Origin of the sequence: Sulfurimonas aquatica, assembly GCF_017357825.1 — a bacterium.
Classification (GTDB): Bacteria; Campylobacterota; Campylobacteria; order Campylobacterales; family Sulfurimonadaceae; genus Sulfurimonas; species Sulfurimonas aquatica.
Genome location: NZ_CP046072.1, coordinates 374,463 through 390,506 on the forward strand (window position 1 = coordinate 374,463; position 16,044 = coordinate 390,506).

Annotated in this window: 10 protein-coding genes; 6 read left to right on the forward strand and 4 right to left on the reverse strand. The window is 35.9% G+C overall.

Translation table 11 applies throughout. The annotated features are described in order from the left end of the window. Positions 1–6 precede the first annotated feature (6 nt). Positions 7–1,173 carry a fatty acid desaturase family protein gene (locus tag GJV85_RS01835; protein WP_242689814.1) on the reverse strand — a complete coding sequence of 389 codons (1,167 nt, stop codon included), beginning with the start codon at positions 1,171–1,173 and terminating at the stop codon, positions 7–9. A 119-nt stretch (positions 1,174–1,292) separates the two neighbouring features. Here GJV85_RS01835 and GJV85_RS01840 point away from each other — a divergent pair, with 119 nt between their 5' ends. The 5 genes from GJV85_RS01840 to GJV85_RS01860 are packed head-to-tail and all read left to right on the forward strand — an operon-like array spanning position 1,293 to position 5,089. Beyond that, positions 1,293–2,213, forward strand: a complete 921-nt coding sequence (locus GJV85_RS01840) for a branched-chain amino acid transaminase (protein WP_207562179.1) — start codon at positions 1,293–1,295, stop codon at positions 2,211–2,213. A gap of 46 nt (positions 2,214–2,259) precedes the next feature. Beyond that, complete coding sequence (locus GJV85_RS01845) at positions 2,260–3,348, forward strand: prohibitin family protein (protein WP_207563110.1); 1,089 nt, start codon at positions 2,260–2,262, stop codon at positions 3,346–3,348. A gap of 6 nt (positions 3,349–3,354) precedes the next feature. Further along, positions 3,355–4,035 carry a bifunctional phosphoribosyl-AMP cyclohydrolase/phosphoribosyl-ATP diphosphatase HisIE gene (gene hisIE, locus GJV85_RS01850; protein WP_207562180.1) on the forward strand — a complete coding sequence of 227 codons (681 nt, stop codon included), beginning with the start codon at positions 3,355–3,357 and terminating at the stop codon, positions 4,033–4,035. Further along, positions 4,035–4,547 carry a DUF2393 domain-containing protein gene (locus GJV85_RS01855; RefSeq protein ID WP_207562181.1) on the forward strand — a complete coding sequence of 171 codons (513 nt, stop codon included), beginning with the start codon at positions 4,035–4,037 and terminating at the stop codon, positions 4,545–4,547. Before hisIE ends, GJV85_RS01855 begins: the two co-directional genes overlap by 1 nt. Continuing rightward, positions 4,544–5,089, forward strand: a complete 546-nt coding sequence (locus tag GJV85_RS01860) for a DUF2393 family protein (RefSeq protein ID WP_207562182.1) — start codon at positions 4,544–4,546, stop codon at positions 5,087–5,089. Before GJV85_RS01855 ends, GJV85_RS01860 begins: the two co-directional genes overlap by 4 nt. 367 nt (positions 5,090–5,456) lie before the next feature. Here the strand turns inward: GJV85_RS01860 and GJV85_RS01865 are convergent, their stop codons facing one another. From GJV85_RS01865 to purF, 3 genes are all read right to left on the reverse strand, one after another. Next, a complete protein-coding gene (locus tag GJV85_RS01865) occupies positions 5,457–8,321 on the reverse strand; it encodes a multiheme c-type cytochrome (RefSeq protein ID WP_207562183.1) in 2,865 nt (954 codons plus the stop codon). Between the two features lie 185 nt (positions 8,322–8,506). Beyond that, on the reverse strand, positions 8,507–9,466 hold the full coding sequence (gene mnmL / locus GJV85_RS01870; protein ID WP_207562184.1) for a tRNA modification radical SAM protein MnmL/YtqA: 960 nt from the start codon (positions 9,464–9,466) through the stop codon (positions 8,507–8,509). After that, on the reverse strand, positions 9,466–10,827 hold the full coding sequence (gene purF, locus GJV85_RS01875; RefSeq protein WP_207562185.1) for an amidophosphoribosyltransferase: 1,362 nt from the start codon (positions 10,825–10,827) through the stop codon (positions 9,466–9,468). The genes mnmL and purF overlap by 1 nt, the downstream gene beginning before the upstream one ends. Positions 10,828–11,016: 189 nt before the next feature. Here purF and GJV85_RS01880 point away from each other — a divergent pair, with 189 nt between their 5' ends. After that, positions 11,017–16,041: a carboxypeptidase-like regulatory domain-containing protein gene (locus GJV85_RS01880; RefSeq protein WP_207562186.1), complete on the forward strand. Its 5,025-nt coding sequence runs from the start codon at positions 11,017–11,019 to the stop codon at positions 16,039–16,041. Positions 16,042–16,044: the final 3 nt, after the last annotated feature.

A 16,044-nucleotide genomic window follows, 5' to 3' on the forward strand; every position in this document is an offset into this window, starting at 1 on the left:
GTTTTCTTAAACGCCATCTATGCGAAGTAGTTTTGTTTTTCCAACCATCAAATCAACAGTCATTAAAATTCTTTTAAATACAGAGTCTTGACGATACTCTAGGTTATGTTTTTTGCATATTTCTTTTACCATAGGTTGCATCTTTTGGTAAAAACTAAGAGGCATATTTGGAAAAAGATGATGCTCTATTTGGTAGTTTAAAAATCCATGCATAAAGTCAATAAAGTCCGTTCCAGTATTATAATTAACGCTTCCCATAATCTGTCTTAGATAGTACTCGCCCTGAGTTTTATGTGGCGTTGAGAACTGGTAAATGTCTTCTGCTGAATGGTTGGGCACTATGACTAAAAATGAGTGAAGGTTTGCTAGGAGCTCAGCGACTAAAAGAAGGATCAAAACGTTTAAAACGGCACCCATTCCAAATGGGAAAAATAGAGCGGGAAGAAGTATAAACTGAAAAACTCCATAAGGTAAAAAGTAGTGTCTCCATAACTCACGACCATTTTTTGTAAAGGGAGTCAGTTCATAACCCTGAGATCTTGGGTCGTTTACGGCTTTGCGTTCTTTGTTATCTAAAATTCTCAGCGTATTTGGAGCGTAATACGCTACTTTCCAAAATGAAGCAAAGGTATAAACTATCGCATATTTAAAAAACATAGGCATATTTATCTTATGAAGCCATTCGAGGTTTTTTTCTACGTTATCAGGATCGTCCAACTCTCCTAAATGATAGTGGTGCATGATGTTATGCTCAAAGGCCCAAGCGTCTGGTTTTATCCAGTCAAGCCAGTCTATCCATCTACGACTTCCTTTGGCAAAACCATCTTTAGTATAGTTTTTAGGAACGTTGGGAACTTTGTCATATGCGCCATGCAAAATAGGATGCGTTACGTTTGCCCATCTTGCTAGGTTCCCAGTTGAGATAAAAATAGCCCCAAGGATTCCTATGAACCAAAATGCAAATGGAGAAAAATCGGTAGTTGCATAGTCTAAATATATAGCAAGTATGATAGTGAAAAATCCTAAAAACGTAGAAAATCTTCCCCATCTTTGCATTTTTAAAAGATGTAAAAAGTCATCTTCAGTCGTTGCGCCAATAGACTTTTTCATATCTTCTATATCGCGTTGTAACTCTTCTTGGTCTATATCTTTGTAATCAGCATATTGTGGCAAATATTATTCCTATATAATGTTTATTAGATGGAATTATATAGAAAAATACTTAGAGTTAATACTATATGAATAGCATTTAAGATAAAATAGCATCAATTATAAAAAAGTATGGAGAATTTATGGACGCTGCCAAATATATCTGGATGAATGGAAAGTTTGTAGCTTGGGATGATGCTAAGGTACATGTACTTTCACACACAATACATTACGGAAATGGTGTAATAGAAGGAACAAAAGCTTATAAAACTGCGAAAGGTTATGCGATATTTCGTTTAAATGAGCATACGACAAGACTTAAAGAGTCTGCTAAAATGACTTTGATAAATATTCCTTATTCAGTTGAAGAGATGAATCAAGCTCAGATAGACCTTATAAAAAAGAATGAATTTGTAGGTGATAATGTCTATCTTCGTCCCTTTGCATTTTTAGGTTATGGTGTTATGGGAGTTTATCATAAAGATGCTCCCGTTGAGACTGTAATGTCTGCATGGGAATGGGGCGCTTACCTTGGAGAGGATGGCCTTAAAAAAGGTATAAAGCTTAAGATAGCTTCTATGACTCGTCCATCAAATACTTCAAACATGGGTAAAGCAAAAGCGACTGCAAACTATCTAAATTCTCAAATGGCTAAATACGAAGCTATTGATTGTGGGTATGATGAAGCACTGCTTTTAGATGACCAAGGTTACGTTGCAGAAGCATCTGGGGCTAGCTTTTTCATGGTTGTTAATGGCATTTTAGTATCGCCGCCAAGTGATAACGCACTTGTTTCTATAACACAAAAGACAGTTATTGAAATAGCACAAGATATGGGCATAAAAGTTGAACGCCGTCGTATCTCTAGAGAAGAACTTTATGTAGCTGATGAAGCCTTTTTAACAGGAACGGCAGCAGAGATTACACCGGTACGCATAATAGACGCAAGAGAGATAGGTAATGGTTCTCGTGGCGAGATGACTGAGAAACTTCAAAGTACTTATTTTGACATTGTATTTGGTAGAAATGCTAAGTATGAGCACTATTTAACATATATAGACTAATAAATTTCAAGGAAATATTAATATGAAAACAGAGGAGAATATACTTATGGCATCAGATATGAATGATTATTTTAACAAAAAAAAGAGCGAGGGTAGCGGTGGATCTAACAAGTCTGGCGGTGGCTCAGGTGGTGGTCCAAAAGGTCCTCAAATGCCAAATATTGATTTTAATTTAGGTGGTGGTAAAGCTGGTATTGCATACTTTGTTATAGCGATGATTATTTTACTTGTTTTAGCAAAACCATTTACAATCATCGAAGAGGGTCAACGTGGTATCTTAAGTACAAATGGTAAGTACCAAGACCAAGCTCTTCTTCCAGGTCTTCACTTTATAGTGCCAATCATCCAAAAAGTATATGTTGTAGATACAAAAGTACGTATCATAAACTATGCATCAAAAATGGAGTCAAATACGGGAGCATCAGGAATACTTACAAAACCAGCCGTTACAGTTCTTGATAAGCGTTCACTGCCAGTTTCTATTGAGCTTACCGTTCAGTATCGCCTTAACTCTCAGTTTGCGGCACAGACTATTTCAAACTGGGGATTTTCTTGGGAAGATAAAATCATCAATCCGGTTGTTCGCGACGTAGTTCGTAATGTGATTGGTAAATATGATGCAGAGGCATTAACGCAGATGAGAAATGAGCTAGGTGCTGAGATAGAAGCAGGAATAAGAAAGAGTGTAAATGGCCTTCAAAATGCTCCTGCAGTTTTACAGTCAGTGCAGCTTCGTGACATTCTTTTACCTCAAAAAGTAAAAGATCAAATCGAGCGTGTTCAAATAGCAAAACAAGAAGTTCAAAAAGCAGAACAAGATGTTCAGCGTGTAAAACAAGAAGCATTAAAGCGCGCAGCTGAAGCAGAAGGTATGGCTCAAAAAGCAAGAATCGAAGCACAAGGTGTGGCTGACGCGGTTACAATCGAAGCTGATGCAAAAGCAAAAGCAAACATCTTGATTGCTAAATCTTTAACACCTAATCTTCTAGAGCTTGAGCAGTTGAGAGTTCAAGGTATGTTTAATGACGCTCTTCGTGAAAATAAAGATGCTAAGATTTTCTTAACACCTGGTGGTTCAACTCCAAATATTTGGGTTGATACTAAAGACGTTAAAAAAAGAACGACAGCAAACTAATCTGATATGCAAGAGATAATAAATAGAGTAGATTGGGAGAAGATAGATCTTCTTCCAGTTGTTGTTCAAGACGTAACAAACAACGAAGTTCTGATGATGGCGTTTATGGATAAAGAAGCGTTAGAACTCTCTTTAACTACAAAAATCGCACACTACTTCTCACGTTCAAAGCAACGCATTTGGAAAAAAGGTGAGTCAAGTGGACATACTCAAACCATTCACTCCTTTAATATAGACTGCGATAACGACACACTTCTTATAAAAGTTACACAAGAGGGTGTGGCATGTCATACCGGCCGTCGTTCATGCTTTTTTACAGAGCTAGAATCAGGTGAAGCAAACTCTGAGGTAAAAGTAAATTCTGAAGCTATGTATGGTGTTATAGATACACTGTATCACACTATACAAGAACGTAAAAATGCAGATCCAGAATCATCATGGACAGCAAAGCTTTTTGCAAAGGGTGAGAATACCATACTTAAAAAAGTGGTAGAAGAGTCTGGTGAATTTTGTTTTGCATATAAAGATAATGATGAATCAGAGATGGTTTATGAAGCGGCAGATTTGACTTACCATATGCTTGTAGCACTTGCTGCAAAAAATATATCTCCGGATAGAATAAAACAAGAACTCGCACGAAGATTTAACATGAGTGGTATAGCTGAGAAAAATGCAAGAGAGGACTAATGAAGTCAAAAATCACGGAATTTATAAATAATTTAATTTTTTATGATTTTATACTCTATGGTGCTACTTTTTTCTTCTTCGCATTTTTTATAATCTTAGCAATAGTTTTTAAAGATAAAGCTGGAAGAGCTTTTTTCTTTGTACTTCTAGGATTTAGCAGTTTTCTAACAGGACCAACACTTGGTTACCACTATATGCACAAAGCACTTTTTAAAAATTCTACAGAGATTATAAGTCAAAAAAGATTGAGTTTTACTGAAGCTGTAGTACTAAAAGGCACGATTACAAATGAGTCTGCTAGAGATTTTAAGAGCTGTATAGTTACTGCTAGTGTTTATAAAGTAACATCTAATAAATATAGAAATTATCTTTATGAGTTTAAGCCTTTTAAAAATATGTCGATGGTCGTAGATGATATCATGATGGCTCAAACGAAAGAGTTTAAGCTGATAATCGAGCCCTTTACATATAAAAGGGACTACAATATATCTCTAGAGGCGGATTGTAAATGACACTTTTAAACTACTGGCACTTCATATCTTTTGGAGTAATTTTTATAATCTTTGTTGGAGGTGTACTGAGTGCATTAAAACAAGAGAGTGCAAAGATAAAGTTCGGAATGCTCTTTTCTGTGACACTTATAAGTATTTTCTTTGCTGTTTTTTCTGTCTTAGTTGTTGATAAGTATACCAAAGTTGTAAAACTGCACAAACTGAAAAATAAAAGACTTCTCAGTACTGAAAAGATTATCTATACGGGAATCGTTAGAAATGAAGGTAATCATGATATAGGTAAGGTTACTTTTGAGATAAAACTGGTAAATAAAGGTCATGCTACAGGAAATGTAAAGGGTGGAAACTTTTACAAGTCTAGTGGCTTTATGGACTTTTTTGGCGGCGGATACAACTTAAACTTTAAACCACAATCAATTACAAAAGAGTTTGTAGTTGCTACAAACCTTAAACCAGGAGAAGCGAAGTCTTTTAGAGTCTATTTTCCATTTCCACCTTATTTTAGAAGTGTTTCTCAGTTTAGTAAGGTTTGGGGTCACTAACTACTAAGGAGTGAATCCCAAGAAAAGAAGAACAACAACTCCTTTTTCCCTTGGAGTTTGTTAGGTTTAACTACTCCAGTGTACATCTCTATTCCTCTTCATCATTTATGTAACTATAGATCTCGTGTATACATATAAATCAAAGAACTCTAAACTCATGCTAATGGCTATATTGGGCTCTACCTTTTTTTAAGTGAGCTTGGATATAAGATTTTGATTTGTGCTCCCCTTGGGTATAGTTATGTAGTATATTGATAGAGATATAAATGTATGTAAAGATATAAGTATGAAAGAGTATGAAGAATGAAGCTTATTTATGAAGAAATTCAAACTACCTTAGAGGTAGTTTGAACGAAGAAGAGTCTCTCTATTTTGTGTCAGAGAAAACTTCAGTTACTAAGTGCTTATTGAAATCACTATATGCTTGATTTAACCAACCCGGAGTAGAGTTTGGATATTCTGTGACAGAACCATCTGCAGCAGTATAAGTGTAAGAGCCATCTAAGAACTGACCATTAGCACCTTTTTGCATGTAGTATACTTTATATGTAGCAGATACACCTGTTTTACCACTAATATCATAAGTTAAAGTATATGTTTCAGTCTCATTTGGACTTAATCGTGTATCACTTTGAACTTTGTTAGAATCAAATCCAGGACGAACAACAAATGTACTTGTTCCATCTACATCATACATTTTACCAGTTTCGTGTCCATAGATACGTGTAAACTTTTGAGTTGCATTTGAATCGACAATAGCAGAGTTAAAAACAAGGCCACTAGTTTTACCGTCTGTAACAACTTGGGATTTAACAGTTGCATCAGTAGCAGAAATAGCTACTTTTCCTACACCGCTATCACTATAAAATCTTTGTGATGTAACTGTACCACTTAAGTCAGCTACCTTCCCTGTAAAGTTTAATGCATCGCTTCCATTTTCTACTAAAGTTACTGTAGTAGGTTGACTAGAATGTAAATTTTTCCCAGTTAATGTTGCTAATGTATTATCTATATTTGTAAATGTTGATTTTCCAGTTACAGATGTAGGGGCAATGATATCACCATTAGCATCAGTTACAATAACACGTGTAAGTACACGTCTCATAGGGTGTGCACCTGGGAACATATGTCCTGTTTCATTTCTGAAAGTAGTTTTTAGAACAAGAGTTGAACCATCATTACTTTCTTCTTTTAAAGTTGCATCAAAACCACTTTTTATTTTTGCAACAGCAGCAGTTTTATCACCACCTGTTTTACTTGCACCTAAGAATCCATGAGAATTAAACCAACCATCACGTTCAGGATTTTCTCCAGCTGCAATTGTCGTGTCTTTTGAATCTAGTTCTGGTGTAAGAATGTACCCTGCGGCAGTTTCAAACTCTTTTGCATCAAAGTCTAAGTCAGGTCTAGCCCATTGATGTAAAAGATTACCTTCGATTCTCTCCATGTGACATTTTTGACATTTTGGAGAAGTATCTGTATCTTCTGTTGGTGTATCCATACCTGTCGTGACAGCTATTTGAGTTGAACAAAGTTCCATAAATTCACCTCTAACAGTACCTGTACCTTGGTCTGCTGTTGCATCAAATGCTCCTGCAGAACGTTGGTGACATGACAAACATAGTGACTTACCATTGTTTCCAAAATGATTATTATCCTGATTAAAATGAGGATTTGCTAGTGCTTTTCTGTCTGTAGTATCATCAGCATTTTCATTTGACTTACCACTGAGCCCAAATGGTCCATAGAATGGTCCACCAGTAAAGTGAGTATTGTTCTCATCATGAATATTTTTACTTGCCATAGTGTATCTACCATCTGCAGCTCTTCCTGTAGTGTCAGTTGCACTTTTTGTTGTGCTTGCATAGTCAGTTGGTTTTTCAGGTCCCCATAAGCGGAAGAATTTGTTCATATCTGCATTAGTTGCATCTTTATTCCACTCTAAGTCTGTAGCCGTGTCATGTTTCACTGGTCCATGTGGTCCAACTCTCATATCTTTTACAAGTCTATACTTGTCTCCCTCTTTCATCATTCTAGGAGTCTCTATACTATGACAAAAAGCACAGTTAATACCTTCCATATTTGCTTTATGACCAATTTGGTATGTTGCTTTATATATTTTTTGTGCACTTGCATTAGAAGCTATTACTACCGCTTCTTTAGTTGCATCGTATGTAGTAGTTGTCGTTGCTAAGTTTGATTCATGAGTTGTTTTTAAATCAGCTAATTCAGTTGCATCTAAGTTACTTGAAGCCGCTACTTCTGATATGGTAACTTTAAAGTCACCTGCATAGTATGCACCTGGAGCATGACATTTAATACAAGTTTGAGCTACACTTTTGAACATGCTCTTTGAACCAACACCAACATCGACTTCTTGGTATAAGACATCACTTGTTGTACCAATTTTAGAGATTTGAACACGTAGAAAATCTTGAAACTTAGATTGGAAGATTGGATCCACCCAAGATTTACCATGCATAGAGCCTTTCCATGTATCGTAAAGTTCGTTGTGACAGTTTTGACACTTGTTTTCTGCTGAGTCAAAAAGAGTATTTCCAAAGCCTGTACCTGTATGGTACTCAGCTGCAGCTGCTGACATTGGAGCTTTTCTTACTTGGTTTTTGTAGTCGATGTAGCTAATTGTGTTACCTACTACAACTTGAGAACCTAAAGATTGTGTTGTATCTGAAGCAAGTACAGTTGCTATAGTCTCTTGTACATGTGTTTGTGCTTGGGCTACTGTTACTGTCTTAGTGCGTGTAATCCCAGCATCTATAAGTTTAGTTTTAAGGTCAGCAATATTTGCAAGTGCTGTCTTATCAGCTGTTAGTGCTATAGTTTTAGCACCACCAAGCCACTCTGCAACTTTTTCTTTAATTGGTTTAGTTACAGTGATACCATTAGTTGGGTCACCATCTTCATCTATAGACTGAAGTAAAGTGATAACTTTATCTTCATTTTCAATGAGCTTCTGTCCATCCTTGAGGCCTTTTTGTTCTCTAAGAACTAAGTCGCCTAAGCTAAACTTAACAGTGTCGCCATCGGAAAACTGGAATGACCCATCTGGACCAGTTTCTCCCGCTCCCCCACTTGTCGTTGAATAATCAACACCTTGAACCGGCGAGTCAATATAGTAACCCGTTAGTACTTTGTTTTCACTACAACCGCTAAAACCACTAGCGAGTAACGCAGCAAGTCCAATAGAACCTAAAGTCTTTGAATACTTCATCTATACCCCTTTGTATGTAATGTGATAATTATATAATGTTTGTTTTTATATTATCGAAGTATCACATAAAAATATTTATACATTTTTTTGAAATGTTTCTTAATGTAGCAAACTAATTATTAATTTAAGTTGATGTGATTTTTATATGATTTTATTGTGAAGAAATTGTGAATTGTTGATAGGGTTTAGTATTTAAGCCCTATCTTTTTTAATGCACTGTTTATGTTTTTTACTTGAATATTTTTGTCTCGACACCAAGATGGTGCAAGAAGTGAATCATCATCTAAGCCAGCAGTTATTCTCTGAACGTTTACATTTTTAGGTTTCATCAGTAAGGATTTCATAAGTACGTCAAGGTACTCTTGTTCACTAATTGGAGTGAATTCTCCACGATTGTATTCATTTGCCAATGCTGTGCGTTTAACTACATAAAGTGGGTGGTACTTTACTGAATCAATACCCCACTCATATGCTTGTTTTGCAGTTTCTAGCATCATCTCTTGTGTTTCATTTGCTAAGCCAAAGATAAGATGGCCACATACATTTAGCCCGGCATCTTTAGATTTTATAATCCACTCTTTTACATTCGCAGCATCATGTCCACGATTAATCTTTAAAAGTGTTTCATCATATACTGACTGTATTCCAAACTCTATCCATATCTCTTTATCTTCATTTAGTTTTGCAAGATACTCTAATGTCTCCTCAGTAATACTATCTGATCGAGTACCGATGCTAAGGCCTACAACATTATCAAATGAGAGAGCTTTTTCATAGAGAGCTTTTAGTGTGTCAAATGGAGCATAGGTATTTGTGAAAGATTGAAAATAGACAAGAAATTTCTCTGCGCCATACTCTTTAGCTTGGCGTTTAGAGATAGCATTAAACTGAACCTCTAACTGTTTGAGCTGTTTTTCTAGGTATGGATTTTCTGTAGAGTTAAGGTTGAGATGAAAGCCTTTTAGTTCTTGAACTTGATCGGTACTTGCACTAAAGGAGTCGTTTTCACAAAAAGTACAGCCACCTTTAGCCACCGTTCCATCTATATTTGGACATGTGAAACCAGATATATTGATACCTACTTTGTAAACTTTACAACCAAACTTATTTTTTAGGTATCCACCATATGTATATATCTGTTCCATTAAATTATGTATTTACCTGTAAAACAAGCTGTACAGTACTTGTCCTCATCCAAATCAGAATCTACACTTCTTAGTAGTGAGACTTCATCAAGGTAAGCAAGTGAATCTGCTTCTATATAGTCGCAAATTTCTTGAGTAGTCATATTTGCGGCTATAAGTTTATCTTTACTTGGTGTATCAACACCATAAAAACATGGATCAGTTGTTGGTGGAGATGAAACTCTCATATGAACTTCACTTGCACCTGCTTCTTTTAGCATTCTTATGATTCTTCTAGAAGTTGTGCCACGTACTATTGAGTCATCTACTACAATTACTCGTTTACCTTTAATGATGTCAGTCATCGGCGAAAGTTTCATTTTTACTTTAAGGTCGCGCATCTCTTGAGTAGGTTCGATAAATGTTCTTCCTATATAGTGATTTCTCATAATTCCCATTTCATAAGCTATGCCACTCTCTTGAGAGTAGCCAATAGCTGCTGGAACGCCACCATCGGGAACTGGGATAATAAGATCTGCTTCTACAGGTTTTATCCTTGCTAACTCTTGTCCCATATTTTTTCGCGTTTGATAAACTGACTGACCAAATACGAATGAATCTGGACGTGCAAAGTATACATACTCAAATATACAGTGTTTTGGAGTAGCTTCAAAAACTTTAATACTTTTAGGTTTTTTTCCATCTTCAAAAATAAGAAGTTCTCCAGGCTCAACATCACGAATAAATGTAGCACTTACTAAATCAAATGCACAAGTCTCTGATGCAACAATATATCCACCATTTGGAAGACGACCTAAACTAAGTGGACGAAATCCAAAACGGTCTCTCATTGCAAACATTTTCTTTCTGCTTAAAAATACAAGTGAAAACGCGCCCTCTATTTTTTTTACGGCATCTATAATTCTATCTGTAAGTTTATCTTTTGCACTTTTTGCGATTAGGTGAATAAGGTTTTCAGTATCCATAAAGGTCTGGAAGATTGCACCTTTTTTTATAAGTCCATTACGAACTTCTTCTGCATTTGTAAGGTTACCATTATGAACTATTGCCATCTCACCAAGATCATATCTTGCAAAAACTGGCTGTGCATCTAATATAGAATCGTCTCCTGCCGTTGAGTAACGTGTATGGCCAATAGCACTTGAACCACTAAGAGTTGCAAGTTTTTCTTCATTAAAAACTCTCATCACAAGACCACGGTCTTTTATAGTATGGAGTTTTTTGCCATCTGATGAGCTAATACCTGCAGCTTCTTGGCCTCTGTGTTGAAGCGAATGTAGAGAGAAATAAGCTAGTTTAGAAGCTTCTTCATGACCAAATATTCCGACAACGGCACACTTTTCATTCATATTTTCGAGCAAAATCGTATCCTTAAGAGCAGAGGGTTAATTATTGTTGCAATTATACTCAAAATTCAATTAATTTTATAAATATTTAGATTAAAGATGAAAATAATATTAAATAACATAACAGTATGATCTTTTGTTTTTAATCTATTCTTAATTAATATGATAATACAATTGTATTACATCTAGTTTAAGGAGGGTGCTTTGTTTAAGAAAACTTTAATGTATTTTTTATCCATAACATTGTTAAGTATAATGTTAGGATGTACAAGCGGTGGAGGTGGTGGATCTTCTAGTCCTGAAGTAGTAACTGAAGTAGTTACTAATCCACCTGCAGTAGTTGTGGACCCGGTGGTAGTAAATTCTTCTACTTCATTTTCCATTAACACAAGTAGTGTTTCAGATAATTTAAGTAGAGGCACTGCATCAAGTACAAGTGAGTTTGGAGATAATTACAAACTTGTTGTACTACGTGGTTCGGCAGATATAACAGCGGACTATTCAGATAGTATCAATACAACAAATGAAAATGGTGTTATAAATATAGAATTTTCAAAAGTTACAACTGATGGAGTTCTAACAAGTGGATCAGATGGACTTCTTGTAGGGGATATCATTACATTAGAAGTTTCTGGTTATGCTCCTCAGCAATTTGTTGTAACACAATCCATGTTGGATTTAAATGCTAATGCTTTAGTCCTAAAACAGATTGACTCTCGTCAAACTTTTACATTAGAAAACCTAACAAGTGGAAGCGATAGAGTAAGTGCTAGATCTTCAATGGGTGCAAAAGTATACTCTACTGATACAGAAGTTGTATTTGAAACACTTAACAAGTCTGTTCAACTATCATTTGATACAGAAGGGTTTAACCGTTTAACTCAAAGCATAGCTCGTTTACCACAAGCAGATGGAAATACACTTGTGACTATGGATATGACGACAGTTGATCCAAACCTTGAAGACGATGCGGCTATTGGTGATTTTTCTTACAAACCAACTGCTGCTGACAATAGAGACATATCTCGTGCGACGATGGCAGATAATGATGAAGACACAGGTTTGGAGTCTGTTGTTATGGCAAATGTCGAGATGAGAACTTCAAATGGTGACACTATAGATTGTTTTGGTGGCGGTAATTTTGATGAGGCTACCCAGACATGTGATGATGACAAAATAGCTACTTTAAAAATGAAAGTACCTGCAAGTCAGTTTGAAAGGTATGCAAAATCATATAATAATGGTTCACTTATTGTACCTTTGTACTCATATAGTAAATCTGAAGCAACTTGGATAAGACAAACAGACTCTTCAGGCGAACCTATAGACGGTGAATTAGTATTAGAGGATAATGATGCAAATCAATTGGCTAATGAAGGAGACACTCTATTTATTGTAGGTACTGTTGGGCACTTTAGTTACTGGAATGGAGATTATCCAATTCAAAATACATGCTTAAAGGGAACTATAGTGCCGGGGGCAAATGGTATTCCTTATGGTACACTAATTAAAACACAAGGTATAGATTATTCTGGTAGAAAAACATCTCAACGCCTGAGTGATGAGACTACGGCATTTGATAAGTTAAATGCTAGAAGAAGCTCACAAGTAGATGTTTTTATAGAGTATTCTGATGGATCAACTAGCTCTCATAAAACAGTTTCAACGACTGAGAGTCCCGTCACAGATGAATGTCAAGATGTTGGTGAATTCACAGTTGATGATGGCACTCTTATAACTATAACTGTAGAGGACCAAACAGGTGCTAAACTTAATAGAGCTCGAGTACGTGCTGCCGGAAGTTCAAAATACACTGATGAAAATGGAACTGCTGAGTTTACTATATATGGTTCGGGAACTTCAGTTACGGCTTACTACTACCTAGATGGCAACTCTTTTAGTGCACAAAAAGATGTTAATGAAACTGCAACAGTAGTTATAGACACATCGTTAACAGAGCTAAAAGGCAGTGTTAGCGTTAAAGAAAATGGAGTTAGTTCTCCTGCCGTAGGCGCGTATGTATATGTAAGAGCAACAGATTATAGCTATAGCAGATCTGCAAGTGTAAATGATGATGGGACATATAGTGTTAATTTACCAAAAACAAAAGTTGCTGATCATACTGAAGTTAACATTCGCGTTTCATACTACTATAGAGAGTATGCAAAATATCTTTATGCTAACGTAGATAAAACATTAGATGCAAATAGTATTAATAATATAGATGCTATTGAGTTGACAATTAAGCCTGTAACAATTACTGGTCGTGTGACTCAACGTTTCGCTACAGATGATAAGATAGGGATTAGCGGTGCTTATGTTTATTTGGGTAGAAGATCAGTTTATGCGGATAGCGAAGGCTATTATGCAGCTACTATATTTGATGAAGGTGATGACAATATAACAGCTTACGCTTATGATTACTCATCATATAAGTCTTCAGAGAAAAAATATCTCAATCCAATAGATGGGAACCAGAGTATTGATTTCCAAATAGATAACAGACCATCGTATATCACTGGTAAAGTAATAAATACAAAAGGTGTGGGCATTGAAAATGCACGTGTATATTGGACAGGAGATTGGAGATCTGTAAGAAGCGATGAAAATGGTTCTTTTACTATTAAAACTTATACAATGGAAGAAAACAATAGAAACTATGTAGTAAGAGCATACCTTGATGGTAAATATAAGGATTATGATGCTAACTTAAGCACTATAGGTACAACAGTGGACGCTGGTTATTTGACATTTGACTTTAATATCGCTCCTGTGATTAAGGATGTGGTGTTAGATCCATCGGACCCAGTTGCAGGAAAAGAGTTCTTGGTGCAAATTGATGCTTACGACATTGATGGTGATGAACTTACTTATACACTTGAAAATCGCTATAGTGGATACCATGAAGTTACTATCTCAGATACTAGCGATAGTGGAGTTTATAATGTGACAGCAAATAGTGCTGGATCAATCTATTTACTAGTTACTGTTAGTGATGGCGTTAAAGAAACGACAAAATATTTAAGTCGTTATATAAAAAGAAATTCTGTACCATATATAAGTAGTGTAAGTGGTGTAGTAAGTGACTATGATAAGTCATCAGATATGAATGTAACCGTATCTGCTTATGACAATGATGGAGACTCATTAACGTATCTATTTGAATTGTTAGATTTAAATGGTAAGAATCATAATGACAAATTAACTCAGAATGATAATAGTGTGCTTATAAGTAAAAGTATTGCTAATGCTTCATATAAGTTAAAGGTCAGTGTGAGTGATGGTGTAAATCAGAGAGAGGCCAAAAAATCATTTACAGCAGATAATAATATTAAACCAGTTATCTTAGACATCTATGCGAATACTGTTCCGACAAAAAGTAAAGCATTTTACGCTAAAACTACAGATACTATTAGCTTAGAAGCAAATGCAAGCGATGCAAATGGTGATGCATTAACATATTCTTGGAGTATTGCAGGAAAAACATCTACGGATAAAACTTTTGCATTAGGAACAGTTGGAATAGGTACTTATACTGGGTATCTTCAAGTTAGTGACACAGCGGGTCTTTATGACACTGCAAAATTTTCATTAGTGATAGCGGCGAATCAAAAACCGACTTTTAGTTCATTAACATGGGAGCCTACTATTATAGTTAAAGATTCAAATGGAATCTATACTAATGGAGATGATGAGAATATTAGTGATGTGACATTAACGGTTGTGGCAGCTGATGAAGAAAATGATACATTAGAGTATACTTTTGGTAACATAGACGGAGATACGATAGTAGGTACTGCAAGTGCAAATAGTGCAACATACCCACTTAACACTTTGAAAGCTGGAAAACATGCGGTAAAAGTTACTCTAACTGATGGAACAAATACAGTGGTTAGATACACTTCTTTTGAAATTAAGCAAAATAACCCTCCAGTTATAAAAGCTTTCTATGTTCCATATACGGCAAAAAGTGCTTCTGTCATCAATGTAAACGCATTTGCAGTGGATAATGAAGGGGATACTTTAACATATAAATGGAGTACGACAAGCGGTACTCTCAGTGGTGAGACTACATCTAATGCTAAAGTTGCTTTACCGACAGTTACTTTAGACACAAATGTAACCGTTACATTAGATGTGACTGCTGGAAAAGACACAGTAAGAAGAACACGTGTTGTGACGGTAAGACCAAATCAGCCACCAACTATTAAGACTAAGCGTTTTTATTCGACAAGTGTGATAGAAGGTGATAAGGTGAACTTTGAAGCTACGGCTTATGATATAGACGGTAGTGTTAAATCGTATGAATGGTTAGTTGATGGGACGGTGGTGACTACTGGTACTATTTCTAGTTTTACAGCCAACACAGTAGGCGTTTATACAGTGTCATTAAGAATTACAGATGATAGCAATGCACAAACAGTAGAAGAGTTTACTAAAGACAAACTTACTGTTAGTGCTAAAAATGCAGCACCGATTATAAATAGTTTAGTTGCTACATCAGTAAATTTACTTCCAGGCGAAGATACAAACTTAAGTGTGAGTGCAAGTGATGCAGATGGAGATTTGATTAGTACAGTTTGGAGTAGCACAGGTGGTACTTTAACGTCTAACAATGATAAGGCGAGTTTCTCGGCTACGGAAGTAGGAACATATACCATTACAGCTAAAGTCACAGATGGTACTCATACTCCAGTGCAAAAAAGTATTGAGGTTACTGTTGAGAGTGTGACATTTAACCTTAGCGCTTCTAAAACTTCGGTTATCACTGGAACAGAGGTTACACTTAACAGCTCTTTTAGCGATTCAACTATAGTCTCAAGTGCGACTACTTGGAGTATTTCTTCAAAACCAGCTGGTTCAACTGTAAGTGTAGTAGGCGATGGATCATCAGGGAAAATATCACCTGATGTGGCAGGAACATATACTTTAAAAGCTCAAACGTCACTCTATGGCATAACATACTCAAAAGAGATTTCTATCTCAGCAAGTACTGAGATTGTAGGTAATGTTATCGAAGGTGTTATTGAAGGTGCTAATGGAGATATATTAGTGGGTGCTCAAATTAGACTTTACAACAAAGCTGATAGTGCTATATATGATGTAATGCTAACAAGTGATGCAGATGGAGGGTATAAGTTTACTGATATCCCTGCTGGTGATTATTACCTAGTTGTCTATGCTGGTCAAGACTATATTCAGACGACTCAAGTCGTAACTGTTAATTAAGGA

What these genes read in the sequence shown, in the direction of transcription:
- GJV85_RS01845 (WP_207563110.1), top strand. Translation starts at nt 2,260, where the DNA reads ATGGCATCAGATATGAATGATTATTTTAACAAAAAAAAGAGCGAGGGT.
- hisIE (WP_207562180.1), top strand. Translation starts at nt 3,355, where the DNA reads ATGCAAGAGATAATAAATAGAGTAGATTGGGAGAAGATAGATCTTCTT.
- GJV85_RS01865 (WP_207562183.1), bottom strand. Translation starts at nt 8,321, where the DNA reads ATGAAGTATTCAAAGACTTTAGGTTCTATTGGACTTGCTGCGTTACTC.
- GJV85_RS01855 (WP_207562181.1), top strand. Translation starts at nt 4,035, where the DNA reads ATGAAGTCAAAAATCACGGAATTTATAAATAATTTAATTTTTTATGAT.
- GJV85_RS01840 (WP_207562179.1), top strand. Translation starts at nt 1,293, where the DNA reads ATGGACGCTGCCAAATATATCTGGATGAATGGAAAGTTTGTAGCTTGG.
- GJV85_RS01860 (WP_207562182.1), top strand. Translation starts at nt 4,544, where the DNA reads ATGACACTTTTAAACTACTGGCACTTCATATCTTTTGGAGTAATTTTT.
- mnmL (WP_207562184.1), bottom strand. Translation starts at nt 9,466, where the DNA reads ATGGAACAGATATATACATATGGTGGATACCTAAAAAATAAGTTTGGT.